Genomic DNA, 24,770 nt, shown 5'->3' on the forward strand with positions numbered 1-24,770 from the left:
TCCCCCTAAATTAGCTGTATTCATAAAATCCGCGGCCCGTTTTCTTGCCTAACCAGCCGGCTTTCACGTACTGGCGAAGCAATGGGCTTGGACGGTATTTGCTGTCCCCGAATCCATCGTGCAAAACTTCCATGATGTAAAGGCAAGTATCAAGCCCGATAAAATCGGCAAGCTGCAACGGTCCCATCGGGTGGTTCATGCCGAGTTTCATGATGTCGTCAATCGCTTCTTTCGTTGCGACACCTTCTTGCAGCGTGAAAATCGCTTCGTTGATCATCGGCATCAAAATGCGGTTTGCAACAAATCCTGGGAAGTCGTTGCATTCAACCGGCGTTTTCGAAAGTTTGAGCGTCATTTCTTCAACCGCTTGGTACACTTCATCAGAAGTTGCCAATCCGCGGATGATTTCAACCAATTTCATGACCGGTACCGGATTCATGAAATGCATGCCGATCACTTGCTCTGGACGGTTTGTGACCGCTGCAATTTCCGTGATTGGAAGCGACGATGTGTTCGATGCTAAAATCGCATGCTTCGGTGCTACTTCATCAAGCGTTTTAAAAATACTGTGCTTGATTTCCATATTTTCTACTGCAGCTTCGATGATGATATCTGCATCGTAGGCATCTTTTAAATCAAGAGATGGTGTAATGCGGCCGAGAACCGCTGCTTTCTCATCTTCCGTCATGCGTCCTTTTTCAACGTTGCGGGATAAGTTTTTCGTAATCGTCCCGATTCCGCGTTCATAAGCTTCTTGTTTCATATCATTCAGTTTCACGTTAAATCCAGCTTGTGCACAAACTTGCGCGATGCCTGAACCCATTTGGCCGGCACCGATTACCATTACGTTTTGAATCGCCATTGTCAGTTTGCCTCCTGTTTCGGTACTTCGATCATAATTGCATCGCCTTGGCCGCCGCCTGAACAAATGGCTGCGATGCCAATTCCGCCTCCGCGGCGCTTCAACTCATACGCGAGCGTCAGGATGATGCGAGTTCCGCTTGCTCCGATCGGATGTCCAAGCGCAACCGACCCGCCGTTCACATTCACTTTTTCAGCATCCAATCCAGCAATTTTCGAGCTTGCCAGCGCCACTGCCGCAAATGCTTCGTTAATTTCGAATAAATCGATTTCCTCTAGAGATTTGCCTGTTTTCTTCAATAATTCGTTGATGACAATTCCTGGTGTTTCCGGGAAACGGTGCGGCTCAATCGCCACTTCCGTATGTGCCAGAATATGTGCCAACGGATTCTTGCCTTCTTTTTGAGCACGTTCTTCGCTCATCAATACGAATGCTGCGGCACCGTCATTGATTCCTGGTGCATTCCCTGCTGTAATCGTGCCGTCTTTTCCGAATGCTGGCTTTAATTTCGCAAGCGCTTCGATCGTTGAATTGGCACGCGGTGCTTCATCAAAATCAACTGTTACTGGATCGCCTTTACGTTGTGGAATTTCAATCGGCGCGATTTCTTCAGCAAAAAGGTCTTTCGCTTTGATCGCCCGTTCATGCGAACGCACGGACCATTCGTCTTGCGCTTCACGCGTCAAACCGAAATCTTCTGCAGTCGAGTTGCCGTATGTTCCCATGTGCACGCGGTCCGGGTGGAACGAACAAGACAATCCGTCGTGAACCATCCCGTCAATCATTTGAGCATCGCCCATGCGAAGCCCCCATCGGCCTTTCGGCAAATAGTAAGGCGCATTGGACATCGATTCCATGCCGCCTGCCACGATGACTTCTTCATCCCCTAAGCGAATGATTTGATCGGCAAGTGTCACGCTGCGCATGCCGGAAGCACACACTTTATTGATTGTTTCTGATTTGACGTTATACGGAATCCCCGCTTTTTTGGCTGCCTGGCGAGAGGGGATCTGGCCCTGCCCTGCCTGCAACACGTTGCCCATGATTACTTCTTGTACTTGATCCGGCTCAATGCCAGCACGCGCCATTGCTTCTTTGATCGCTGCTGCCCCAAGCTCGCTTGCTGTAAGTGCACTTAAATTCCCGCCAAACTTGCCGAATGCTGTCCGTGCCCCTTCGATGATCACTGTTTTTGCCATTTTCTTTTCCTCCCCTTTGTGTAGGTGTAAACGGTTTCATAGTGGTATAAAAAAATTCATTTATGAAATGAAATTGGGTTATACATGAAGACAATTGGTTTGTTTCTGCGTCGCTTCACTGCTTCGTCGCAAATTCATACTCGGTGTCGCTTAATACTATTGCGCCTGTATCGCTGCGCTAGCTTCGAAACATGAAAGTGCGTTGCATCGCTGCGCTAGCTTCGGCAAACCGTTTGCTCCTGCATCGCTTCGCTAGCTTCGAAACATGAAAGTGCGTTGCATCGCTTCGCTGCTTCGTCGCAAACATTTGATGCCGCTTAATACTATTGCCTCTGCATCGCTTCGCTAGCTTCGAGGCAAATTTTGTACTTAGCATCGCATAATACTATTGCGCCTGCATCGCTGCGCTAGCTTCGGCGCAAACATTTGATGCCGCGTTTCCTGCGGCATCAAACGTTGACTGAACGCTCGCTCGGATTTTGGTTCAAAAGAAAAGGGAGTGGTTAGACTCCCTTTCATTTCTGTTGCTTATGATTCTATCTTATAGAATTTTTGTTGTTTTGGCAATAATTATTGAACGATTGCCGGTTCTAGTTCTGGTGTCTGGCTGCCGATGACTGCCATTTCCAGAAGTTCTGCTACGTCGTAAGTGCTGACGGTTTCTTCTACTTCTTTCGCTTTCGTTCCATCCGACAACATCGTCAAGCAGTACGGGCATCCAGATGAGATGACGGTTGGGTTTACTTCCAACGCTTGTTCCGTACGCGCTACGTTGACGCGGTGTCCAGCATCTTCTTCCATCCACATCAATCCGCCGCCGGCTCCACAGCACATGCCGTCTTGGCGGTTTCGGACCATTTCGACCAATTCGACGCCTTCGATCGATTTCAAAATCTCACGCGGCGCGTCGTAGACGTCGTTATAGCGGCCCAAGTAGCAAGAATCATGGAATGTGATTTTTTCATTTACCGGGAATTGCGGTTTCAGTCTGCCTTCTTGCACAAGTTCAAACAGCATTTCCGTATGGTGGTAGACTTCCGCTTTAAAGCCGAAATCCGGATATTCGTTTTTGAAGATATTGTATGCGTGCGGGTCAATCGTCACGATTTTCTTGATCTCCGCTTTTTCGAATTCTTTGATGTTCGCTGTTGCAAGTTCCTGGAACAAGAATTCATTTCCTAGACGTCTCGGTGTATCGCCGGAGTTCTTTTCTTTATTTCCAAGAATCGCGAATTTCACGCCTGCTTCGTTCATCAAACGGGCAAACGATAAAGCGATTTTCTGAGAGCGGCTGTCGAATGATCCCATCGAACCTACCCAGAATAGGAACTCGAATTCTTCGCCTGCTTTGTTCATTTCTTTTACAGTCGGGATTGAGATATCTGGACGTGCATCTCTCCAGTTTTCTTTTTCTTTGCGGTTAAGGCCCCAAGGATTCCCTTGCTTCTCGATGTTTGTCATCGCGCGCTGAGCGTCTTTGTCCATCTTCCCTTCCGTCATTACAAGGTAACGGCGAAGGTCGATAATTTTATCCACGTGCTCGTTCATAACCGGACATTGGTCTTCACAGTTACGGCAAGTTGTACATGCCCAAATTTCTTCTTCTGTGATGACGTCTCCGATCAAGCTCGGGCTGTAAAGTTCATCGATGCTAACCCCTTCAGCACCGGCAGCCATTGCCAACTGGTTCCCTTTTGTTCCGTTGAATGCAAGTGCCGGAACCCATGGTTTTTGGCGTGTCATAACTGCGCCTGTATTCGTCAAATTGTCGCGAAGTTTCGTGATCAAGTCCATTGGAGACAGCATTTTCCCTGTTCCGGTTGCTGGACACATATTCGTACAGCGCCCACATTCTACGCAAGCGTAAAAGTCGATCATCTGCGATTGGCTGAAGTCGGTAATTTTACCGACGCCAAATGAAGGCATCGCTTCCTCGTCCTCTTCGTCTTCCATTTCTTCAAAATTGATCGGTTTCAAGCGGCCGACGTGGTCCACACGGTGGAACCAAGTATTGACCGGTCCGAAGATTAAATGCGCGTGCTTTGATTGTGGTACGTAAACTAAGAATGTCAGAAGGAACAATAAATGCGCCCACCACATTACGTAGAAAATTGCAGCTGCTGCTGTTTCAGGAAGTCCTGAGAACAAAGTGGCAAATACAGAAGCTACAGGCTCTGTCCATGCAGTTTCGTGTCCAAGCCAAATCATGCTGGCACCGTTCCCGACAAGTACGGAAACCATCAATCCGCCGATGAAGATCAGCACTAAGCCGGATTTCCATCCGCGTTTCAAACGTACTAATTTCTCGATGTATCTTCTATAGAACGCCCAAACCACTGCAACCAGAATCGTCAATGTCACGATTTCCTGGAAGAATGTGAAGGCTGGGTATAACGGTCCTAGCGGCAAATGTGCTCCAGGCACAAGCCCTTTAATGATGAAATCGATGGCGCTTGCCTGCACCAATAAGAACCCGTAAAAGAACATAACGTGAATCGTTCCGCTCTTCTTATCTTTCATCAATTTCTTTTGGCCAAAAACGTTGACCATGACTTTGCGGAAACGCTCTTTGAAATTTTCTTCAAACTCGACTTTTTTCCCGAGCTTGATGAAATCGTAGCGCGTTTTCAGCAAATAAATAAACAGATAAACTGCATATCCCAAAATGGCTATGAAGAAGACCCAGTTCGCAATGAGCAATGGCTCCATGATGTTATCCCCCTTTTTTATGTGTAAATTCCAAAAATTCCTTAAGCAAAGTGTACGTGAACCCTTTTTAAATGTCGATGCTAAGTCTAGTTTAAAATATGAATGAGCATTCAGTCAACTGTTATTTGAAAGGGGTTTCATCTTTTTATTATACACAGGCTCCAGTTGAATAAAAGCTTTTTCTGGAATCGCTCTCATTGGCTTGATATCAAGCTATCCAGAATCGTGTCAGATTTTTTATTTCGAAATTGCTGTAGCTGATTCTTGAATGCGAATTATTGCCAATAGAAAAAAGGCAGCGTCTTAAACGCAGCCTTCTTCCAGTTCTACAATCAATGGTTCAAAAAATTTACCGAAAAACAAAGCGGCTTCCTTTGTCCGCTCTTTTTCTACACCGAGCAGTACGCAGCATGCCGGGCCCGCGGATGCATCCAATTCAACATCTGCAGAAACGGCTGCAGTTGCACCGAATAAATGGCGTGCTTCTGCTTGAATTCCTTTGGAGCCGACCGGCCAGATCCGTTCGACTAAGCGATTTTGCATTGCGTTGCGGATTTTCTTCAAATCCGCAACCGCTTCTTTTTGTGCAAGTACAGCTTCACCGACGAGCGGCTTCCCGTAGACATACCATTGCAGTCCTTCCGAAACGAAGTGACGCTGTTGCCGGCCAAGCATCGTCACCGCAATTCCGGATTGGAGCGTCGCCATATTCGTCTCGGAACTTCCACTGATTTGCGGCACGTCCATATCTGCTTCTCGGAAAATTTCTTCGATGCCAGCCTTATAAGAAGCCCATTGCGCATCCCCGCTAAAATTGTGGACGAGCACAGCTTCCGGTTCACTTCCGGCAGCCCATTGTTCAAGCAATGCAACACGAGCTGCAAATTTTGCAGTTAGCTGGTCCGGGGCATTGACTACATCCAACTCCTTACTGCCGATTCCCGCTGAGTTATCGGATGTAATCACCCAGCCATCCAGTTCGATCCCGTTTCGCATCAGCTCACCTTCTCGCCAACTCGGAACATGAAGGGCATAACGACTGCGGCAACGCCTGCGTTAATCGCTGCAGCAAGCAAGAGTCCTGGAACAGAAGCATAGAAAAATGCGGGAGACAATAAAAAATAGAACGGGATGGCGGCGATGATTCCATTCCCTATAACAAACGCCGGCCATCTTAATTTATTCCATCCATGTTCACTCATCTTCGCAAACAGCCAAACAACTGCAAACATTTCAAACGCGATCAGAAAGTGAAATGGACCGAGCGGAAAACCACCGAGCATCGCAGATAGTAAATGACCGGCCGCAGCCACTGTCCCAGCAAGCGGGGCTGACAAAAATAAGGCGGCAATTAACGCCGGCATGGAATCGAGTGCAATAGAAGCGATGCCGACTGGAATTTTCAATAAGCCGCCGATTGCAGATAAACTGATAAATATAGCAGTGAGGGCAAGCGTCTTTGTCTTCATATTAATCCTGCTTTTTCGCACGGCCGCCGTTTTTGAAAACTTTTGCACTTCTGACGTATTCGTTATCCGGCACTCCTGCACGCGAATTCACCACACGGGCTGCTGCAAACAAGTAATCGGACAAGCGGTTCAAATAGCGCTGCACGACCGACGGAAATTCTTCTCCTGTTTTCATCAAAGTCACTGTTTGCCGTTCTGCCCGGCGTGTGATTGTCCGTGCGATGTGCAAAGTGGCTGCAGCCGGCGATCCGCCCGGCAAAATGAAACGCTCGAGAAGCGGCGGCTCTTCCATCAAATCATCAATGCGCGATTCCAACACTTCCACCGGCTGTTCGGTCATTTTGTAATTCGGCTCTTTCCGGACATCTGCAAGATCCCCGCCGCAATCAAACAATTCGTTTTGGATGGCTTCCAGATCAGCCAACAAGTCGGCGTACTTTTCTGCATCCAACTCTGTCATTGCTTTGCCGATAAACGAATTGACTTCATCAATCGTTCCGTAAGCTTCAACGCGTGGTGCATCTTTATCCGCCCGCGCCCCGATTAAACCCGTCTGCCCTTTGTCGCCTGTTTTTGTGTAGATTTTCATCTTTCATCCCCGCCTTTTAAGTTTTGTGGTATGCCGTACCAGATTCGTGTAATTTCAGTCGCTTCGGAGAATAAAAATTGATAGATCCTGCCGAGCACATCGCGCAGTTCGCGTTCAAGCGGATCAATCGGTACGATTCCCCGGTTCATATCGGTTAATACCCAAATCAGCTTATAATCTTTGTACTTAGCCAGCATCTGTTGGATTTCTTCACGAATTTGAAATTCGGAGATCCCATTGCCCAATTGGGTTTTGATGCGGTGCTCAATTCCAGCGACCACAATTATTGAAAAAACAACCGAGCCTTTTGGAAGTTCGCTTTCCAACCATGCCACTTCCTGGCCAGCTAAACGTTTTTTTACGTATTCACGTTTGCCATTAAAGGCACCGCCGAAAACGATGTGCATAATTCCCCCTCCTCCATGGCTTTCCGGTTTTTCCATTCCAATGTAATTTGGTGCCCGTGCGGCGCAGTTTGCTGTTGGAACGGCTGTCCCGTTGCTCTCGCCAATACATAACGGATGGGTCCTCCGTGCGTCAAAATGGTAAATTCATCGCCTTCCGGCAAAACTTTTAACGCCTTTTCAATACGTTTCGCTAGCTGCTGCAAGTTTTCTCCATTAGGAGGTGCCAAGTTTAGCGGATCGTCAATCCAGTTCCGATACAATTCGTCGTTTTCGAGTTCTGCATAGGTTTTCTGCTCCCAATCGCCGAAATGGCATTCGCGCCAACGCGGCGACGGGTGATAAATCGCATTCGGAAAAAGAAGGGCTGCCGTTTGCTTGCATCTTTTCAGGTCACTTCCCCAAACGGATGCCTGTAAAGAATTCGGTTCTGCTTTAAACGGCAACACCGCTTCATCAGTCCAGCCGATATATTGTTTTGCTTGATTTCCTGCGGTCGGTGCGTGGCGGATCAGATGAAGAATAAAAGAATTGCCCATAGTAGCCATTCCGTCCCTTCTATATAAGCTCCAAACAAGTCTCCCGTCGCCCCTCCGAAATGGCGCTTGCACCAATTCCGGTAAAGCCCTAAAGAAATGGCTAAGGCGAGAGATAAAGCAAGAGCTATTTTCCAGCCAAGCAATATGACCAACCCGCTTAATGCGATTGCTAAGTATAGGGCCGATGCTGCAAGCAAACTTTTTTTATTCGCTTTATTCTGAAAAAAGAACGCAAGGCCCTCTTCTTTTGCACTGCCAAGCGTATTGAACAGCAGCAGAAGACCCGTTCGGGACAGGAATGGGATGAATAAAACCGCAATGAGTGAAGCCTGGTAAATAATTTCCGAAATAATAAGGATTTTCCCGATTACTGCAAATAGCAGCACCATTGTCCCGAATGCACCGATACGGGGGTCGGTCATGATTTCAAGCCGTTTTTTCCGGTCCCGATAAGAGAAATAGGCATCTCCGACATCCGCCAAACCGTCCAAATGCAAGCCGCCTGTTAAAATAACGAAGAGAACCGTGATGAAGAATGCGGCAATTAATGAGCTGAGTTCTGTGAAATCCCTGAATACGAACGCAGTAATTGCTGCTGCACTGCCAAAAAACAATCCCAGAAAAGGCAGAGCCGCATACATTGCGGTGATGTCTTTTCTCTCCATCGGCAATTCCTTTTTAACCGGAATGGCAGAGAAAAACTGAAAAGCCAGTGCAATTCCATTCACTACATGACGCATCTTTCCATCACTTCCTTTTTTGGGCCATGCCATTTTCCATTTCATAAGCTTCATCTGCTTGTGCAACGATCCAAATATGGATTCGTCCAAGCCAGCGCTGATACGTATCGTCCCGGACGAAATCATCCAACACTTCATTCGAGACAATAACCAGCAGTTTTGTCCGGCACTGCAAACTGTGGATCGTGTTCTTCAAGTTTGCCCATTTTTGCTCCATGCATCCTGGCTGTCCGGCACACGGGGCCCCTTTTTCCCAGCCTTCGTATAATTCATTGGCGAGCCAGGTGGTGGCGCAATCCCATAAGACCGCGTCGCCGTCTTTTATAAATGGAAGCGCCTTTTCCAAATGCAAAGGCTGTTCGATGGTGATCCAATCTTGTTCTTTCCGGTCCTCCTGGTGGCGATGGATTCGCTGCACCATTTCCGGGTCATGCGCTTGCCCGCTCGCCAAATAAACTTTGCGAGTCCCAGCTGACTCTTGAATTCTCCGTTCAGCCCACGCACTTTTCCCGCTGCGGACACCTCCGCTCACAAAGATCAATTGTCCATTAGCCATCTGCCGATCGCCTCCTGCAATTGATCCATTTGCGCAGGTGTCTTCATGCCGATGCGAAACCATTCGCCATCCATTCCTCGGAACGATTTGGTATGCCGAAGAACAAAGCCTTGCTCAAGAAAATCGATGAAAAACCGGCAGGAATCTTTTTCTTCCGGCAGTTTGAAAGATAAGAAATTCACTGCGGATGCACTCACCTTGCATTGAACGCCTTTTAAAAAGACTGCCATGCGCTCCCGTTCTTCATTCGCCGAAGCAATTACCCGCTCCCTGTAAATCTGTTCCTTAAAACATTCGGCTCCGATTTGAGCAGAAATGGCGTTGACATTCCAATGGGCCGCTCCTTGTTTTAGCGCCTGCATGATTTCCGGGGTGCCAATTGCATAACCGAGCCGGAGTCCGGCAATCGCGTACATTTTTGTCATCGACCGGACGACGATGGTTTTAGGGTAAGACGATTGGCGCGGAATAAATGAAAAAGCTTCTCCCGCAAAATCGATGAAGGCTTCATCGATCACCAATTCACATCCCGCCTTCTTGCATGCTTCAGCAATAGATTCCATCTGCGGCTGTTTAATCAGAAGGCCTGTCGGATTATGCGGGTTGCAGATATAGACAGCGGCACAGCCAGCAAGAGAAGATGCCAATAATTCGATATCAAGCTGCCAGTCATTTTCCTCCGTCAATTGGACGGTTATGATTTGGGCTTCTTCCGCTTCCAGTGTTTTTCGGTATTCGGAAAAAGCCGGTTCAATAAGCACCACTTTCTTTTTCTGATACCGGCGTGCTAACCATGTAAAAATTTCAGCAGCACCGTTTCCTGTAATCACTTGTTCAGTTGAAACCCCATGGAAACTGGCAGCGGCGCTCCGAAAAGGTTCACCTTCCGGATCCGGATAACGTTCAATTAATCCATGCATGGAATGCCAAGAGTTCCGGATGAATTCTGGCGGACCAAATGGATGGACATTTTCACTGAAATCCAAAATCCGCTCCGGACATTCGATATTCAATTGCTGGTAAAGCCGGTGTGGATTTGCTCCATGGTCAGGCAATTTCAAAAATCATCGCTCCTCCTGCAAATAAAATGTAAAACCAAAAGACAGCTAGATGCATATGCGCCACTGTTTCTTTAATATGGTGTGCTTCCAGTTTAAAAATTGGCATTCCCATTCGCGCACGAACGGATTGGACCCCTTTGTAAGTATTGATGCCGCCTAGTTCGATGCCAAGCTGGATGGCAGTCGCAGCTTCTAGCCAGCCACTATTCGGACTTGGATGTTTCGGAGCATCGATCAGCCATTCAGCAAAACGCTGACGTAAGGTGAGCCCTCTTTTATTTCGCGTAGACAATAGAATAATCGCTCCCGTAATCCGGCTTGGGATAAAATTCAGCACATCGTCCAATTTGGCAGAAGCATAGCCGAATCGGCTAAACTGCTCGTTTTGATAACCGACCATCGAGTCGCATGTATTGACCGCTTTATACATCCACAGCCCGGGTGCACCCAGCAAGAACGCCCAAAACAAAGGAGCCGTGACGCCATCGCTTGTATTTTCGGATACGGTTTCGACTACGCCTCTTGTGATTTCGCTTTCGTTCAAGTGCCCGGTATCCCGACCGACAATCCAGGATAGCTTTTCGCGTGCTTTTGAAAAGTCCTTCCGCAAAAGCGGCTGATGCACTTCTTCTGCTGCGTCCTTCAAGCTTTTTTGTGCGAGTCCTACCGCGATCAATACAGCTTCAACAAAGAAGCCCACTATTCCGTGCACTTCATAAGCTAAGCTGACGATTAGATAAGCAATCGCAAAAGCACCACCAGCCATTAAAGCGATTAGCAAGAAACCATTGCGAAATGCATGTGGCGCACGGTTCAACTTTCGAGTCAGCTTCATAATGAGCGATCCGATCCAGCGAACCGGATGCGGCCAATTCTCGGGATCGCCAATGATCCGGTCGATTAAAATACCAAGGGCAATGGCTAAGACATGCGCCGTCATTGCCGTTTCGCCTGCCGGTAGGATTCAAGCGCTTCCAACGTACATTCAAATACACCCGTACCGATCAATTTGCCCAGTTCCGTAATCGGCCCGGCATAAGGCAAATATTCGCCTTGCTGCGTAGCAGAGACGAGACAGCTGTCTGTAGATGTTCCGGTAGCGATCGTGCCCGTCAATGGATCTTTTACCTCTTCTTGATGAAGCGCTTTAGTCTTGGCTTCTGTCGCTGTTATCATCGCCTGGATAAACGCTTCATCCGATAAATGGCCATTGACCATAATCCATGTATTGATGGTGCCGACGCCAACTTCCCGGTCAAGCGCCCTTGAGACATCGACGGCATTTCCAACACCTGCAGTCACAGCAATGACAACCGATCCGAAATCTCCCTGATATTCTTTTACAACCGCATGTTCTGTTCGGACAGCCGTCATCATCCCGACTGTTTCTGTCGGCTTATAGCCTTTGCTCTCAATGAAACCGGTCATTTCCTGGACACTGTCGTCGATATTATAATCCATATCCACGTGGCGGTTGATAAAGGTACGGAACCAGCCCGCCCCCGCATTGATGACCGCGGAAGAAACGGTTTTCAAAGGCATTTCACTTTGGTAGACGACCATTTCAGGAGAAACCAGAAAATCGGCTGCTGCTATTTTAACAGCGGCTGTTTTACGTTCCACCCCAGGCAGCAAAGTAATCTGCGGCTTCGGAAGCTCTGGATGGGGATGATTGCTGACGCGTGTATGGTAAACCGCTTCGATATCTTGCTCCCGCACAACTTCGTGCGGTTCGCCCATGCGGACAATCTGTCCTTGATCCAATAGCAAGAGCTGGTCGCAATACATAGAGGCGATATTGATGTCATGGAAAATCGAAACGACCGTCAGATTTTTTTCGATTGCCTGTTTTTTAATCGTGTCTAATAATTCCTTTTGGTGGTTAATGTCCAAATGATTGGTTGGTTCGTCTAATAATAGAACGCGGGCATTTTGGGCTAGAGCTTGCGCCACAAAAACGCGCTGTTGTTCTCCGCCTGACAGCTGGTCAATTTGCGTCTTTTCATACTGACCGATGTTCATCAGGCGCATCGCTTCATGCACTTCGCTTTCATCTTCCGCTGACCAGGAAGAAAACCAGCCGCTTTGATGCGGGTAGCGGCCAAGCGAAATTGTTTCACGGACCGTATGGGCAAAAGCATGGGCGTGAAGCTGCGGCAAAACAGCCATCTCTCTCGCCAATTCTTTTGCTTGGAATGCGCCAATTTCTTTGCCGCCGATTTCGACTGTCCCAGCAGTTGCCGGCAATACCCCGCTGATCAACTTCATTAAAGTCGATTTGCCGCTGCCGTTCGGACCTAAAATGCCGAGCATGGTTCCTTTCGCTACGGAAAAAGAGACGTTCTGGACAATATTCCGGTCCCCATATCCGCCGCTTAAGTTGTTTATTTTCAACATATTATGCCACTCCTTTGCGTTGGCGGAAAAAGATAAAAGCAAAGACCGGTGCACCGATAAAGGCTGTGATCACGCCAATCGGAAGTTCCGTCGGTGAAATGATCGTACGTGAAACTAAGTCACAGACGATCAGCAATGCGGCTCCGTTGATAAAGGACAGCGGCAGCACATGCCGATGGTCCGATCCCCACAGCAAGCGAACCATATGCGGAACCACGAGCCCGACAAATCCAATCGTTCCAGAAACGGCAACGGCTGCACCAGTCAGAACCGAACCGCTGACCAAAATCATCATTTTGCTCCTTTTGATATTGACGCCGAGATACTGTGCCCGTTCTTCACCAAAAAGCATGGCGTTCAACTCTCTGCGGTTCAGCCATAACAGAAACGATCCGATTAAGAGAAATGGCAGCGCCATCTGCACATAAGGCCAACCGCGCATGGAAACTGAACCCAGAAGCCAACCGATTATTTGGCGCAGCTCTTCCCCCGTCAAAGCGATCATCAACGAAATGACCGAACCGAGAAAAGAGCTGAAAATGATTCCCGTCAAAATCACCGTTTCCATCTTCATCGAACGGTCCACTAATTTGGCAAATGCCATAACCGCCAACATCGTAGCCAGCGCGCCCGCCATACTGATGACCGGTAAGGTGAAAATTCCTAAAAAAGGAATGGTAATGCCGAAAAAGAGCGTCGTCACGGCACCTACTGAGGCACCGGAAGACACTCCTAACGTGTAAGGATCGGCCAATGGATTTTTCAGAAGCCCTTGAAAAGCTGCCCCGGCAATGGCCAGCGCCGCTCCGACAAGGCCTGCCAAAACCACACGCGGCATCCGAATATTCCAAAGGATATTAGCTGCTGTTTCATCCGAAGATGGATTCCATAGCACCCGCGGCGAAATCGTTACCGTGCCGACCGTTACACCCAACACTACAGCTCCCGCCAATAAAATGAGGGATATCGTGTAGGCGATCAGGTTTTTATTCACCGTAGACCTCTGGATATACTGCTCGTGCAAGCTCCAGCAATCCTTCTGTCACTCGTGGGCCTTGGCGTGTCAATTTGTCCGAGTCGAGGTTATAAACCGCTTCGTCTTGTACTGCTGTGATTTCAGCAAAACCATTGCGTCCCATGATGAGCTCGACTGCATTTGGTACGTATGCGCCTTCAGTAGTAACAATTACGTCCGGATTGCTGCTGACGATCGCTTCCGGATCCATGCTGACCCAGCCTTCCTGATCGCCGGCGATGTTTTCAGCATTGATCGTTGACAGCATTTCATCGATGAATGTACCTTTGCCGGTCGTATAAATTTCCGGCGTACTTCCCACTTCGACAAACACTTTTTTCGGTTCTTTTACTTCTGCAGCCATTTCTTCAATTTCGTCCAATTGCGCTTCCATCTCCGAAATTTGTGCATCCGCTTCTTCCATGGTGCCTGTCGCTTGGCCGATGATGGTCATCGTTTCAAAAACTTCATCAAAAGTGGTAGCTTCTTCAACTACAAATACATCTAGGCCAGCATCTCGAAGCTGCTGCAATCCAGCGTCTCCGATTCCTAAATTCGATTCATGCGCTAATACGATATCGGGCTGCAGGCTAATGATTTTCTCCACATTGAATTCCTGTCCGCCAATTTTCTCAACGCTTGCTGCTTCTTCCGGATAATTATCAAAATCGGAAACCCCGACCATCTTTTCACTCAATCCCAGTTCATAAGCGATTTCCGTATTAGAAGGCACCATCGAGACAATCGCATCCGGCTCTTCTTCAATCACCACTTCTTCGCCGACAGCATCCGTTAAAGTTACCGGGAATTCGACTTCCGCCACCTCTTTGGGCGGTTCTGCCGGTGTTTCTACGTCCTGTTCTTCTACCGGTGCTGCCTCTTCACCACAGCCTGCCAGCAGCAAAGCCGCCATACCCGCACTCATTCCAAACTTCCAAACTTTTTTCATTGCTGTATCCCCTTTTCTCTTGATGTTCTGTTTTGATGTGTTAAAAATAAAAAAATCCTTCCGCATAGGACTGCGGAAGGACGAAAGGACGGCATAAAGAAGACTATGCATCCAGCCGGTCCTCGCAGGCTAATGGGGCGTTTCATAAAGGCAGGTCTCCTGGCTCGTGCTCAACGCTTTCTGCGCCTTCCCGGAGTCTTGCTCCAGTGGCTTCAACAGATTGCTCACACTTACAGTGGCGGGACCGCGCCGGATTCGAACCGGCTTCCCTTTTAACTTATGCTGTTACACATAAGCACCTTTATGATTTCGACTATTCAATTGATTCATTTTCATTATACACATTCAGTTAAAAAACAGAAAGTTTACATTTTATCCGGTGCAGAAACGCCGATCACTTTTAACGCATTCGCAATCGTCGTTCTAACTGCCGTAATCAATGCCAGACGTGCACGCGTCAAGTCTTCATTCGTCGCATCCAATACTTTATTGGCATTGTAGAAGCTATGGAAGTTCGAAGCAAGATCTTGAATGTACGTCGTGATGCGGTGCGGTGCACGCAGCTTCGCAGCATCGGCAACCACTTTCGGGAAATCGCCGATTTTCTTCAAAACATCTACTTCTTTTTCTGATGACAATAATTCCAGATGGTCAGTTGAAGCGATGAAACCTTGCTCTTCTGCCTGGCGCACAATCGAACAGATACGGGCATGCGCATATTGCGAATAGTAAACCGGGTTTTCGTTGGACTGGGAAACGGCCAAATCCAAATCAAAGTCCATATGCGAATCGCCTGAGCGCATCGCGAAGAAATAACGGACTGCGTCTAAGCCGACCAGCTCAACCAATTCACGCATGGTGACCGCTTTGCCAGTACGTTTGCTCATCTTCATCTTCTCGCCGTCTTTGTAAAGCTGAACCATCTGCACGATGTTCACTTCCAACGTGTCGCGGTCGTAGCCAAGCGCTTCGATTGCCGCTTTCATACGCGGAATATAGCCATGGTGGTCAGCGCCCCAAATATTGATCAATTTATCAAATCCACGCTGCAATTTATCTTCATGGTAAGCGATATCCGGAGTCAAATACGTGTAAGATCCGTCGTTCTTGATCAATACGCGGTCTTTATCGTCTCCGAATGCCGTTGAACGGAACCATGTAGCGCCGTCTTCTTCATAGACATGGCCATTTTCGCGAAGTTTCGCTAATGCTTTATCGATTTTGCCATTTTCATAAAGGGATGATTCCGGATACCATACATCGAATTCCACACGGAAATCCGCAAGGTCTTTCTGAAGCTTCGCCAACTCCACTTTCAAGCCGTGTTTACGGAAAGCTTCAAAACGCTCTTCATGCGTCATCGCAACAAATTTATCGCCGTGTTCTTTTACAAGGTCTTCCGCGATATCTTTGATGTCTTGTCCGCGATAGCCGTCTTCCGGCATGCTGTCGCCTTTTCCTAATGCCTCAAAATAACGGGCTTCGATCGAAAGCGCCAAATTATTGATCTGGTTTCCGGCATCGTTGATGTAATATTCACGTGAAACGTCATAGCCTGCAAGGTCGAGTACATTGCAAAGCGAATCGCCGACAGACGAACCGCGGGCATGGCCAAGATGCAAGTCACCAGTCGGGTTTGCTGAAACGAACTCGACTTGAATGCGTTCGCCTGCGCCGGAATTGGTGCGGCCGTAATCTTCCTTCTGCTCCAATACGGTTTTGACGACATCCAGTAAATAGTCTTTCTTAATCGTGATATTGATAAAGCCAGGTCCTGCAATTTCCACTTTTTCAATATTCGCTGATTCTTTATCCAGGTTTTCCACAATCGCTTCCGCAATCGCACGCGGTGCTTTTTTAGCGATGCGCGTCAATTGCATGGCGATATTCGTTGCATAATCGCCGTTCGCTTTGTCTTTTGGAGATTCCAAATGGATTTCCATTGGTTCGGTTGTTAATTCGGCTTTTTGAACCGCTTCACTGATGGCCAATTTGATGGCCTGTTGCACTTTTTCTACTGCATTCATGATTTACCCTCCGTAAATTGTATTTCCATTTCGTATTCCCCGACATGGGATGAGCCCATCGCCAGATCGTATCGAACTTTGAAACGCGTATCGCTTGCTGATAATTCGTGCGCTTTCGTCGTCAGCATAAAAGACCCTTGTTCGTTCGTTAAATTCCCCGTTTGCTCTTTATGTAATAAAAACGGCAGGCGCATCTGCAAGCCTCCGCTTCTCATGATTACTGCTTCATCATCGCTGATTTTCACTGTGGTTCGGATGCTGAGCTCTTCAAGCTGCTCTTCATATTGCAAATAAAGCCGGTTATTTTTAACCGTCATTGTGCCTTCCGACCGCATTTCCAACACTTGCTCTTCAACATCCGGTTGGCGGATTTTAGTTGTCAGTTTGATTTTCACGAATTTCTTCAAAACGCTTCCGCCTTCCTGTCGATTGATAACCTTTATATTATAGCCTGTTTTGCACTGGTTTTTCAATTAAGTTTGGGATAGCTCGCGGCATCGCATAAAAAAATGGCGCACAGCCATGCTGTGCGCCACTTGGAGCCATTTATCGCGTATACGTTTTAACGAAAGAAGGGCGCGGAAAAACATTCGGGCGTTTATCAATGCCTTCTGCTGTGCCGCGTTTCGCATGGGCATGGCTATAGGCTTGGGATTGCTGCCAGTTTGTAAACGATTCTTCATCTTTCCACAAAGTCAAAATGATATACGTATCTGAATTTAGCGGGCGAAGTACCCGGATCGCCGCAAACCCCGGCTCTTCTTCCACTTTGCCGGCGCGATTTTGAAAGCGCGCTTCAAACAGCTCGCGTCCTTCCTCAGTTACCGGAATGTTATTGAAGACCGCATAAAAGCCGTCATTGATATCACCGACTGCGTTCAAGATCTGAAATGCTTCAAACCCTTGCGCCGATGTGCCATCTTCCGCTTCAAACAATACCGTTGCCTCTTCGCCGTCCACCAAGTAAATCAATCGCGAATTCGGCGAGGACGCAAGGATCGATACCCCCTGGTCGCGCGGTCCAGTCCACTTATATAATTCCATCGTCAGCACCTCTTTCAATATTTTCTCTCTCATCTTACCGTTTCTTTTTGAAAGATTCTATTTTGCAGGTCTTACGAGCGAGTTTTGTGTTTTTATGAGCGACTTTCGCCATTTTATGATCATTCACCAAGAAACTGCATTCCGCCGTCCGAAAAGTTGCCGAAATAAAAAACGGCCTGGAGATTTCCAGGCCGTTTCCGCTTTTCTTATTGTCCAGCTTCGCCGCCTAGCCGCTCGAGGTCGCTTCAGTCATATCAGCAATGGCTGAAGAACGCCATTCCCGCTCTGACTTCCAGCGCTTGTCGCGGCTGTCGAGGCGGCTACGCTTTTCCTACTTCACCCAGCCTAAAATCATTTCGCGCAGCAATTTGCTCGCGGTGTTGGCTGTTTGGTCGGAGTGGTCGTAAACCGGAGACACTTCCACCAAATCGAAGCCGACGACATTGACGCCTGAAGCGGCAATAGCGTGGATCGATGCGAGCAGCTCGCGGGAAGTGATGCCGCCTGCGTCAACGGTTCCAGTACCCGGTGCATGCGCCGGATCCAGGACGTCGATATCAATCGTCACATAAACTGGACGGCCAGAAAGTGTCGGCAATACTTCTTTCAATGGTTCCAATACTTCGAACATGGAAATGTGCATGCCGTTTTCTTTTGCCCAGATGAATTCTTCTTTCATTCCTGAACGGATGCCGAACGAATAAACGTTTTTCGGTCCGATATGATCTGCGATTTTGCGGATCGGCGTCGAATGCGAATATTCTTCGCCTTCGTAGTTTTCGCGAAGATCGGTGTGCGCATCAAAATGGATGATCGCTAAATCATCGTATTTGCTCGCAACTGCCTTCATCACCGGAAGCGATACTAGATGTTCGCCGCCCATGCCGATTGGGATTTTATTGTCTGCCAATAAAGTATGGATATACGTTTCGATTTCAAGCAGCGATTTTTCCGGATTGCCGAATGGCAATGGGATATCGCCGGCATCGAAGAATTTCACGTCATCCAGTTCACGGTCTAGGTAAGGGCTATACTCTTCCAGGCCGATCGACACTTCACGGATTTTGTTCGGGCCAAACCGGGAACCGGGACGGTAGCTGACTGTCCAGTCCATCGGCATGCCGTAAAGGACCGCTTTCGATTCTTCATAATTCGGATGGCTTTTGATAAATACTTTTCCAGAATACGTCTCGTCGAAGCGCATCTTATTCGCCTGCCATATCTTTCACGAATTTCGGCAAGACGAATGCCGCGTTATGCAATTCTTTCGTGTAATACTTTGTTTCGATGTCATGGAAGCGTTCAGCTGGAACAGCTGTCGGATCGTATTTCTTCGAACCGATTGTAAACGCCCAAAGGCCTGATGGGTACGTCGGGATGTTCGCCAAGTACAATTTCGTAATCGGGAAAATTTCCTTCACGTCTTTTTGGACTTGTGTGATCAAATCCGCTTTGAACCATGGGTTGTCCGATTGGGCGACGAAAATGCCGTCTTCTTTTAACGCGCGTGAAATGCCAGCGTAAAAGCCTTTTGTGAATAAATTCACAGCTGGCCCGACCGGCTCCGTAGAATCAACCATGATCACATCGTATTTATTTTCAGATTCTGCAATGTGCATGAAGCCATCGCCAACGATGACGTCTACACGTGGATCTTCAAGGCCTGACGCAATAGATGGCAGGAATTTTTTCGAGTACTCGATCACTTTGCCGTCAATGTCGACAAGCGTCGCTTTTTTAACAGAAGGGTGTTTCAGCACTTCACGGATAACGCCGCCGTCTCCGCCGCCTACAACCAACACGTTCTCCGGGTTCGGGTGCGTGAACAATGGAACATGTGCCACCATTTCATGGTAGACGAATTCATCTTTTTCAGAAGTCATGACCATGCCGTCGAGGAAAAGCATATTTCCCCATTCCGCCGTTTCAGCCATTTCTAAATATTGGAAATCCGTTTGCTCCGTGTGAAGCGTCTTGTTGATTTTCATTGTAATCCCGAAATTCTCGGTCTGTTTTTCTGTATACCAGAATCCTGCCATTTATAATCAAACTCCTTTAACTTTCAGATTAAAATCTACTTAAAAAAGTATAAATCTTTTCAACGAAAGTGCAATCATTATTTGCACAGTCTTCTTTACCCGAATCCCATCCAATTATCCCCAAAATAAAAAGGTTTTCTGCGCAGAGAACTTTTCCCTGTACAGAAAACCTTTTTATGCCTGACGGCGCGAAGAAAGAGACATGAGGCATTGGGCTTGGGTTTTCTCGCAATGGCTCACGTCACTTGTCCGCAATCAGGTGTCCTAGCTTTCTATTTAAAAGCTGTAGTTATAGTGTACTGCCTTTTTTAAACAACTTCAACCGCCTGTTGGAAGCAATTGCAAATGTCACAAATCGTACAAATTTTTTTAGCCTTTATGCGTTTAAATCTTGTTTCAGTTGATTTTCGCTGCGCTCCCACATTTCGGGATTGTGGCTTCTCAAGTATTCAGCCAAGACTTTTTTCGAACTTTCGTCCATCTGCTCGACGATAATCTTCCGTTTCATCGATTTATCCATGAGGTTCACATGATCGGCTAATATCTTATAGCCTCGGCGTTTTTCCCGGTTCACAACCATTTCACAAGCCGTCACGCCAGCGTAATAAGGGCCTTCCGGATTGAAGTCGATCGTGATCCACACAAGCCAATAAGGTTTTCCGCCTTCCGAGTCTTCGCGGTTGACCGTAAACTTGATGCCGCGTTCGACTTGGCTGCGGGCGTGCATGGCACCGATATCAATAAATGCCTCCTGCTCTTCGATGTCGATGAACAGCGGTGACACGTTTTCGAGTGACAAGGAACCGATGCCATAGCCTTTATGGCCATCCGTCGGGTCGTTCTTTATAATGGTAAATCCTACTTTTTGTTTTGGTTTTTCTTCGTTTGCCATGTGTACATTCCCTCCGTTCTGATATGATAAGAATATCCCTAAAAAAGGAGCTGTGTCCATTATGCCATACGTAACTGTGAAAATGCTCGAAGGCCGCACAGAAGACCAAAAGCGCGCACTCGTCGAAAAAGTAACTGAAGCTGTCTCTGAAACGACTGGCGCTCCAGTCGAAAACGTTGTCGTCTTTATCGAAGACATGAAGAAAACCGATTACGGCGTTAAAGGAAAATTATTTTCTGATATTTAGAAAAGCGGAAGCGTTCACTAACTGAAGCTAACCTAAGTGCGCGACTTCCTGTCGCAACGGTTAGCTGACCCGCATCCTGCGGGCCTCCGACAAGCGCTGGAAGCCTTGCCGGTAATGGCGTTCTTTGCCATTGCTGGAAAGGCTGAAGCGACTCGAGGGGCTGGGCGCTGGAGTCTAGACAATGAAAAAACCCATTCATTTGGATAAAAAAACTCCCGTTACGGGAGTTTTTTTAATGCACTCAATTCTTCTATAAAAGCAAACGCCTCTTCGATTTCTTCCTCTGTAAAGTTTAGTTTCCCTTTAACAACATGGAGTTTTTCGATTTGTTCGCTTCGTTCCAGCTGGTCAAAGTACAAAAGCGTCGCGGTCAATTCCAAAAAACGTGCGCTCTTTTCATTGAGCTTTGCGGCGTAAGCCGAATCTTCCAGCACCGATTCTTTCAAGGTATTCCGGAAATCGCCGCCTTCTTTTGTAACGCTGTATTTATATTGGACGTAAGACCCTTTGTCTTCCAATTCCTCCGACAAAAACCCCATATCGCAAAGTTCTTCTACGCGGGCCGTCAACTCTTCTGAATACGGTCCGTAAATATGGAATTCGTATTTTTCCTGAAAAGGAACGCCCATCTTCTTTAAGATGTAAATCATCTTCTGCATCTTTTTGCGTCCGGTAATCCCTTCCGCTGCAGCAATAAAATCCACAATTTTCGCATGTTCCTGGAGCAACTAAATTCCCCCTTCTCTTAACATTTCCAGTATCTGCTGCTTGATGGCTTTTTTCTTGCCATCGATCAATAGCTCAGCTGGAAAATACAATTTATAGTCTGTGCGCCGCTTACCTGAAATCGCATCAACGATCTGGGACAAGCGGGACAGTTCCTTAATCTCACCCGACGGCATCAATAAATGAATCGGAAGGCGTTCTTCCTCTTCTCCCGGACGGTAAAAGTCATATGGCAAATCGGACGTAGAGTCATCAATCAAATAATAATCCGGATCAATTCCGGCTTTTCGGAACAATTGTGCAAGTTCCCCAAGCTTCCGGTAGTCTTTCCCCGGATCGAAGTCGACGTATTGGAATAAGCGCCGATTCACGAAGCGGTCGCTTAAGTCCGCTAAAATCGGATCGCGTTCCGTCATCCACAATTGGAAATACGTCATCAAGACGCCCTCATCCAGCGCTAAATAATCCTTCAGTGTGAACGTGCGGTCAAAAAATGACAGGAAATGCGTGGGTGGCTGGGCAAATTTATAGCCGCCTTCGCTCAATTCTTTCGCACGTTGGAGGATTTTCCGTAAAATCACTTCGGCGCTTCGGGCAACCGGGTGGAAATATACTTGCCAGTACATCTGATAGCGGCTCATGATGTAATCTTCAACGGCATGCATGCCGCTCGATTTGATCACCACTTGATCATCCACCGGACGCATGACGCGAAGGATCCGTTCCATATCGAAATGGCCGTAGGAAACTCCCGTATAGTACGCATCCCGCTGCAAATAATCCATGCGGTCCGCATCAATCTGGCTCGAAATCAGCGAGACGACTTGTTTATTGCCATAGGTTTTGGCAATGACTTCAGCGACTTTCGCAGGAAAATCCGCCCCCACTTTCTTAAGGACGCGATGGACTTCAGTATCGCCAAGCAAAATTTCACGGGTGAATTCCTCGTGGTCGACTTGAAAAACCTTTTCGAACGAATGTGAAAATGGACCATGTCCAAGATCATGAAGAAGGGCCGCACATAAAACGACAAGCCGTTCACTTTCATCCCATTCGGGGCGGCCGTGGAAAATATCGTCAGAAATTCTTCGGACGATTTCGTAGACGCCAAGGGAGTGGTTAAAACGGCTATGTTCAGCGCCGTGGAAGACTAAATATGAGGTGCCAAGCTGTTTGATGCGCCGCAGACGCTGAAATTCCTTCGTGCTCACCAAGTCCCAAATCACTTGGTCGCGCACATGTATGTATCGGTGAACCGGATCTTTAAACACTTTTTCTTCAGCTAATTTTTGCGATGCGTAATCCATAAGCCCACCTCCAAATTTTCCTGCGTAACAGGTATTCTACACCAGCAAAAGGACCTCATTCAAGAGGCCCCGGAAGCATTTTCGCGTTGCGTTCAACGACACGATTCAAATAAAATCCGTAAAGTTCAGTCTCATCAGGCATTAGCGGGCGCGGCGCGGGCGACCCGATCAATTCGTATAAATTTATGACAACTTCCTGGACCGTAACTTCTTTATCCAGCAATTCGCTGAGCGACGCCATCACTTCCGGTTTGATTGCCGGGTAATCGAATTTTGTGTCTTCGCCTTGCAGCCCTTTTTCATAAAAGCCGCGAATCAGTTCTGCACGCTCTGCACCAGAGCCTTCGACGCAAAGATAGACTTGGACAGCGATCCCTTTGCGGATGCGGCGTTGGGAAATGCCGGCGAACTTCTTGCCCCCGATGCTGAGGTCATAAGATCCCGGACAGTAGGATCCCACGATCTCGTAAGCTTCTATTGGTGCTTCCGGAAACAGTGCCTGCACCAGTTCAAGCATCATATCGTAGCCAGCCGAAATATCGATGGCATGTTCTTTCTCCGAAACGACCAGTGAAATATTCAAAACACCGGCATCAAGAACCACTGCGAGACCGCCGGAATTCCGGACAATCGGGTGGTAGCCGTTTGCTTCCAAGTATTCCATACCCGCTCCGACATGCGGCAAACGGTGATCTTGGATGCCAAGCACTACCGTATCGTCATGGACCCAAGTCCGGACGGTCGGCTCACTTCTCCCGCTGCCAACCAGTTCGCATAATGTATCATCCGCCGCAAACGATTCCAGCGCCGAACGTTTTTTTGCGCTCAAGGATTGGTCCCAGAAACGCCAATTGGTTTGTTGTGAAAATAAGCTCATATTCATTCTCCTCAAAAGCATTTTGCTTAATTCCAGTCTACCCGACTCTTGCCTTGCTGAAAAGCAGGTGCAGCAATGACGAATTGGTGACAGCCTTCTGTTTTATAGGAACTTGAATGGCCGATGTGATAAACTGGATGGGAGAGATTCAGATCAAAGGAGTGTTTAGAGAATGAATGAAGCTGCAATTACATTAGACGGCTGGTACGTCCTCCACGATTTCCGTTCGATGGACTGGGTATCATGGAAAATGCTGACGGACGAAGAACGCCAATTCGCGATCGACGAGTTCCAGGCATTTATGGACAAAGTAAACCAAGCCGATGAAAATAAAACAGGTGCCCACGCATTGTATTCAATCGTTGGCCAAAAAGCGGACTTGATGTTGATGCTACTTCGCGAAACGATGGACGAATTGCGTGAGCTTGAAACAGAATACAATAAGCTGACATTGATCGCTTATACCGTTCCTACGTATTCGTATGTATCGGTTGTTGAACTTTCCAACTACCTGGCTGGAAAATCAGACGAAGATCCTTACCAAAACCCTCACGTACGTGCGCGCTTGTATCCTGAACTTCAACGTTCACAGTACATCTGCTTCTATCCGATGGATAAGCGCCGCGAAGGCGACGACAACTGGTACATGCTGCCAATGGACACACGCAAAGAATTGATGCTGTCCCACGGCAAAATCGGTCGCAGCTATGCCGGCAAAGTTAAACAGATCATTTCAGGATCTGTCGGCTTTGACGATTACGAATGGGGCGTTACGTTATTCGCAGACGACGTTCTTCAATTCAAGAAATTGATCTACGAAATGCGTTTTGACGAAGTCAGCGCGCGCTATGCGGAATTCGGTTCTTTCTATGTGGGAACTCGCTTAGACGCTGACCGTACAGCTAAATTTTTGGAAGTTTAAGTTTTAAAACCGCCCTCGGGCGGTTTTTTATGTGTTTGAGCTGTGAACGCACCCCGGATCAGTATTTTCGCACCTCAATGCTGCTTTTTCGCACCTCAAATTGATATTTCCGCACCTCGAAATTAAAACCTTCATGATTGCAATGCCTTTCCTCTTCAAATACTTTACGCATGCCTTAATTCCCTGCTCGGCTCAAGTTT

Annotated in this window: 27 protein-coding genes and 1 riboswitch; of the genes, 3 read left to right on the forward strand and 24 right to left on the reverse strand. The window is 47.6% G+C overall.

The genetic code is table 11. The features are described from left to right. Positions 1-10: 10 nt before the first annotated feature. The 21 genes from NFU07_RS05630 to NFU07_RS05730 all read right to left on the reverse strand — a co-directional run bounded on the left by NFU07_RS05630 (position 11) and on the right by NFU07_RS05730 (position 20,491). Positions 11-862: a 3-hydroxybutyryl-CoA dehydrogenase gene (locus tag NFU07_RS05630; RefSeq protein ID WP_251475683.1), complete on the reverse strand. Its 852-nt coding sequence runs from the start codon at positions 860-862 to the stop codon at positions 11-13. Between the two features lie 2 nt (positions 863-864). Next, positions 865-2,061, reverse strand: coding sequence for an acetyl-CoA C-acetyltransferase (locus NFU07_RS05635; protein ID WP_251475684.1), 1,197 nt, complete (start codon positions 2,059-2,061; stop codon positions 865-867). Between the two features lie 570 nt (positions 2,062-2,631). After that, complete coding sequence (locus tag NFU07_RS05640; RefSeq protein WP_251475686.1) at positions 2,632-4,770, reverse strand: (Fe-S)-binding protein; 2,139 nt, start codon at positions 4,768-4,770, stop codon at positions 2,632-2,634. Between the two features lie 303 nt (positions 4,771-5,073). Beyond that, the gene (locus NFU07_RS05645) at positions 5,074-5,766 is read right to left on the reverse strand and encodes an alpha-ribazole-5-phosphate synthase (RefSeq protein ID WP_251475688.1); all 693 of its coding nucleotides are present in this window, start codon (positions 5,764-5,766) and stop codon (positions 5,074-5,076) included. Then, entirely contained in the window at positions 5,766-6,239 is a 474-nt protein-coding gene (locus NFU07_RS05650; RefSeq protein WP_251475690.1) for an ECF transporter S component, read from the reverse strand. Before NFU07_RS05650 ends, NFU07_RS05645 begins: the two co-directional genes overlap by 1 nt. Before the next feature lies 1 nt (position 6,240). Next, positions 6,241-6,828, reverse strand: coding sequence for a cob(I)yrinic acid a,c-diamide adenosyltransferase (locus tag NFU07_RS05655; protein ID WP_251475692.1), 588 nt, complete (start codon positions 6,826-6,828; stop codon positions 6,241-6,243). Then, positions 6,825-7,235, reverse strand: coding sequence for a bifunctional adenosylcobinamide kinase/adenosylcobinamide-phosphate guanylyltransferase (locus NFU07_RS05660; RefSeq protein WP_251475694.1), 411 nt, complete (start codon positions 7,233-7,235; stop codon positions 6,825-6,827). Before NFU07_RS05660 ends, NFU07_RS05655 begins: the two co-directional genes overlap by 4 nt. Next, positions 7,187-7,780, reverse strand: coding sequence for a histidine phosphatase family protein (locus NFU07_RS05665; RefSeq protein WP_251475696.1), 594 nt, complete (start codon positions 7,778-7,780; stop codon positions 7,187-7,189). The genes NFU07_RS05660 and NFU07_RS05665 overlap by 49 nt, the downstream gene beginning before the upstream one ends. Then, on the reverse strand, positions 7,744-8,511 hold the full coding sequence (gene cobS / locus NFU07_RS05670; protein ID WP_251475698.1) for an adenosylcobinamide-GDP ribazoletransferase: 768 nt from the start codon (positions 8,509-8,511) through the stop codon (positions 7,744-7,746). Before cobS ends, NFU07_RS05665 begins: the two co-directional genes overlap by 37 nt. A gap of 7 nt (positions 8,512-8,518) precedes the next feature. Next, the gene (locus NFU07_RS05675; protein ID WP_251475700.1) at positions 8,519-9,067 is read right to left on the reverse strand and encodes a bifunctional adenosylcobinamide kinase/adenosylcobinamide-phosphate guanylyltransferase; all 549 of its coding nucleotides are present in this window, start codon (positions 9,065-9,067) and stop codon (positions 8,519-8,521) included. Next, complete coding sequence (gene cobD / locus NFU07_RS05680; protein ID WP_251475702.1) at positions 9,049-10,128, reverse strand: threonine-phosphate decarboxylase CobD; 1,080 nt, start codon at positions 10,126-10,128, stop codon at positions 9,049-9,051. Before cobD ends, NFU07_RS05675 begins: the two co-directional genes overlap by 19 nt. Continuing rightward, positions 10,115-11,068: an adenosylcobinamide-phosphate synthase CbiB gene (cbiB, locus tag NFU07_RS05685; RefSeq protein ID WP_251475704.1), complete on the reverse strand. Its 954-nt coding sequence runs from the start codon at positions 11,066-11,068 to the stop codon at positions 10,115-10,117. Before cbiB ends, cobD begins: the two co-directional genes overlap by 14 nt. Further along, positions 11,065-12,525: an adenosylcobinamide amidohydrolase gene (locus NFU07_RS05690; protein ID WP_251475706.1), complete on the reverse strand. Its 1,461-nt coding sequence runs from the start codon at positions 12,523-12,525 to the stop codon at positions 11,065-11,067. The genes cbiB and NFU07_RS05690 overlap by 4 nt, the downstream gene beginning before the upstream one ends. Before the next feature lies 1 nt (position 12,526). Continuing rightward, the gene (locus NFU07_RS05695) at positions 12,527-13,504 is read right to left on the reverse strand and encodes a FecCD family ABC transporter permease (RefSeq protein ID WP_397443719.1); all 978 of its coding nucleotides are present in this window, start codon (positions 13,502-13,504) and stop codon (positions 12,527-12,529) included. A 7-nt stretch (positions 13,505-13,511) separates the two neighbouring features. Continuing rightward, entirely contained in the window at positions 13,512-14,489 is a 978-nt protein-coding gene (locus NFU07_RS05700; protein WP_251475711.1) for an ABC transporter substrate-binding protein, read from the reverse strand. Positions 14,490-14,621: 132 nt separating this feature from the next. Continuing rightward, positions 14,622-14,807, reverse strand: a riboswitch (cobalamin riboswitch). 47 nt (positions 14,808-14,854) lie between these two features. After that, on the reverse strand, positions 14,855-16,516 hold the full coding sequence (gene argS, locus NFU07_RS05705; RefSeq protein ID WP_251475713.1) for an arginine--tRNA ligase: 1,662 nt from the start codon (positions 16,514-16,516) through the stop codon (positions 14,855-14,857). Next, positions 16,513-16,923 carry a YwiB family protein gene (locus NFU07_RS05710; protein WP_235197116.1) on the reverse strand — a complete coding sequence of 137 codons (411 nt, stop codon included), beginning with the start codon at positions 16,921-16,923 and terminating at the stop codon, positions 16,513-16,515. The genes argS and NFU07_RS05710 overlap by 4 nt, the downstream gene beginning before the upstream one ends. Positions 16,924-17,062: 139 nt before the next feature. Next, positions 17,063-17,560 carry an antibiotic biosynthesis monooxygenase family protein gene (locus NFU07_RS05715; RefSeq protein WP_235197117.1) on the reverse strand — a complete coding sequence of 166 codons (498 nt, stop codon included), beginning with the start codon at positions 17,558-17,560 and terminating at the stop codon, positions 17,063-17,065. 331 nt (positions 17,561-17,891) lie between these two features. Beyond that, positions 17,892-18,764 (reverse strand): agmatinase, encoded by an 873-nt coding sequence (gene speB / locus NFU07_RS05720; RefSeq protein ID WP_235197118.1) that lies wholly within the window; start codon positions 18,762-18,764, stop codon positions 17,892-17,894. Between the two features lies 1 nt (position 18,765). Further along, entirely contained in the window at positions 18,766-19,599 is an 834-nt protein-coding gene (gene speE, locus NFU07_RS05725) for a spermidine synthase (RefSeq protein WP_251475721.1), read from the reverse strand. Positions 19,600-19,975: 376 nt separating this feature from the next. Further along, complete coding sequence (locus NFU07_RS05730; RefSeq protein WP_251475729.1) at positions 19,976-20,491, reverse strand: YwhD family protein; 516 nt, start codon at positions 20,489-20,491, stop codon at positions 19,976-19,978. A 61-nt stretch (positions 20,492-20,552) separates the two neighbouring features. Between NFU07_RS05730 and NFU07_RS05735 the strand changes: the two genes are divergently transcribed. Together NFU07_RS05735 and NFU07_RS05740 are read left to right on the forward strand one after the other, a co-directional pair. Beyond that, positions 20,553-20,738 carry a 2-hydroxymuconate tautomerase gene (locus NFU07_RS05735; RefSeq protein WP_052650641.1) on the forward strand — a complete coding sequence of 62 codons (186 nt, stop codon included), beginning with the start codon at positions 20,553-20,555 and terminating at the stop codon, positions 20,736-20,738. A 36-nt stretch (positions 20,739-20,774) separates the two neighbouring features. Beyond that, positions 20,775-20,945, forward strand: coding sequence for a hypothetical protein (locus NFU07_RS05740; RefSeq protein WP_251475731.1), 171 nt, complete (start codon positions 20,775-20,777; stop codon positions 20,943-20,945). 11 nt (positions 20,946-20,956) lie between these two features. Here NFU07_RS05740 and NFU07_RS05745 read toward each other — a convergent pair whose 3' ends face one another. The 3 genes from NFU07_RS05745 to lipL are packed head-to-tail and all read right to left on the reverse strand — an operon-like array spanning position 20,957 to position 23,648. Beyond that, positions 20,957-21,466, reverse strand: a complete 510-nt coding sequence (locus tag NFU07_RS05745; protein WP_251475733.1) for a YwgA family protein — start codon at positions 21,464-21,466, stop codon at positions 20,957-20,959. Next, positions 21,467-22,771: an HD domain-containing protein gene (locus NFU07_RS05750; RefSeq protein ID WP_235197123.1), complete on the reverse strand. Its 1,305-nt coding sequence runs from the start codon at positions 22,769-22,771 to the stop codon at positions 21,467-21,469. Positions 22,772-22,826: 55 nt separating this feature from the next. Next, the gene (gene lipL, locus NFU07_RS05755) at positions 22,827-23,648 is read right to left on the reverse strand and encodes an octanoyl-[GcvH]:protein N-octanoyltransferase (RefSeq protein WP_251475735.1); all 822 of its coding nucleotides are present in this window, start codon (positions 23,646-23,648) and stop codon (positions 22,827-22,829) included. Positions 23,649-23,820: 172 nt separating this feature from the next. Between lipL and hemQ the strand changes: the two genes are divergently transcribed. After that, entirely contained in the window at positions 23,821-24,570 is a 750-nt protein-coding gene (gene hemQ, locus NFU07_RS05760) for a hydrogen peroxide-dependent heme synthase (protein WP_235197125.1), read from the forward strand. Positions 24,571-24,770: the final 200 nt, after the last annotated feature.

This window comes from Planococcus sp. NCCP-2050 (genome assembly GCF_023708025.1).
In the GTDB taxonomy this organism is placed as follows: Bacteria; Bacillota; Bacilli; order Bacillales_A; family Planococcaceae; genus Planococcus.

Bases quoted from the DNA above. Each gene is read 5' to 3' on its own strand.
- NFU07_RS05630 (WP_251475683.1), bottom strand. From the start codon at position 862: ATGGCGATTCAAAACGTAATGGTAATCGGTGCCGGCCAAATGGGTTCA.
- NFU07_RS05635 (WP_251475684.1), bottom strand. From the start codon at position 2,061: ATGGCAAAAACAGTGATCATCGAAGGGGCACGGACAGCATTCGGCAAG.
- NFU07_RS05640 (WP_251475686.1), bottom strand. From the start codon at position 4,770: ATGGAGCCATTGCTCATTGCGAACTGGGTCTTCTTCATAGCCATTTTG.
- NFU07_RS05645 (WP_251475688.1), bottom strand. From the start codon at position 5,766: ATGCGAAACGGGATCGAACTGGATGGCTGGGTGATTACATCCGATAAC.
- NFU07_RS05650 (WP_251475690.1), bottom strand. From the start codon at position 6,239: ATGAAGACAAAGACGCTTGCCCTCACTGCTATATTTATCAGTTTATCT.
- NFU07_RS05655 (WP_251475692.1), bottom strand. From the start codon at position 6,828: ATGAAAATCTACACAAAAACAGGCGACAAAGGGCAGACGGGTTTAATC.
- NFU07_RS05660 (WP_251475694.1), bottom strand. From the start codon at position 7,235: ATGCACATCGTTTTCGGCGGTGCCTTTAATGGCAAACGTGAATACGTA.
- NFU07_RS05665 (WP_251475696.1), bottom strand. From the start codon at position 7,780: ATGGCTACTATGGGCAATTCTTTTATTCTTCATCTGATCCGCCACGCA.
- cobS (WP_251475698.1), bottom strand. From the start codon at position 8,511: ATGCGTCATGTAGTGAATGGAATTGCACTGGCTTTTCAGTTTTTCTCT.
- NFU07_RS05675 (WP_251475700.1), bottom strand. From the start codon at position 9,067: ATGGCTAATGGACAATTGATCTTTGTGAGCGGAGGTGTCCGCAGCGGG.
- cbiB (WP_251475704.1), bottom strand. From the start codon at position 11,068: ATGACGGCGCATGTCTTAGCCATTGCCCTTGGTATTTTAATCGACCGG.
- NFU07_RS05690 (WP_251475706.1), bottom strand. From the start codon at position 12,525: ATGTTGAAAATAAACAACTTAAGCGGCGGATATGGGGACCGGAATATT.
- NFU07_RS05700 (WP_251475711.1), bottom strand. From the start codon at position 14,489: ATGAAAAAAGTTTGGAAGTTTGGAATGAGTGCGGGTATGGCGGCTTTG.
- argS (WP_251475713.1), bottom strand. From the start codon at position 16,516: ATGAATGCAGTAGAAAAAGTGCAACAGGCCATCAAATTGGCCATCAGT.
- NFU07_RS05715 (WP_235197117.1), bottom strand. From the start codon at position 17,560: ATGGAATTATATAAGTGGACTGGACCGCGCGACCAGGGGGTATCGATC.
- speB (WP_235197118.1), bottom strand. From the start codon at position 18,764: ATGCGCTTCGACGAGACGTATTCTGGAAAAGTATTTATCAAAAGCCAT.
- speE (WP_251475721.1), bottom strand. From the start codon at position 19,599: ATGGCAGGATTCTGGTATACAGAAAAACAGACCGAGAATTTCGGGATT.
- NFU07_RS05730 (WP_251475729.1), bottom strand. From the start codon at position 20,491: ATGGCAAACGAAGAAAAACCAAAACAAAAAGTAGGATTTACCATTATA.
- NFU07_RS05735 (WP_052650641.1), top strand. From the start codon at position 20,553: ATGCCATACGTAACTGTGAAAATGCTCGAAGGCCGCACAGAAGACCAA.
- NFU07_RS05750 (WP_235197123.1), bottom strand. From the start codon at position 22,771: ATGGATTACGCATCGCAAAAATTAGCTGAAGAAAAAGTGTTTAAAGAT.
- lipL (WP_251475735.1), bottom strand. From the start codon at position 23,648: ATGAGCTTATTTTCACAACAAACCAATTGGCGTTTCTGGGACCAATCC.
- hemQ (WP_235197125.1), top strand. From the start codon at position 23,821: ATGAATGAAGCTGCAATTACATTAGACGGCTGGTACGTCCTCCACGAT.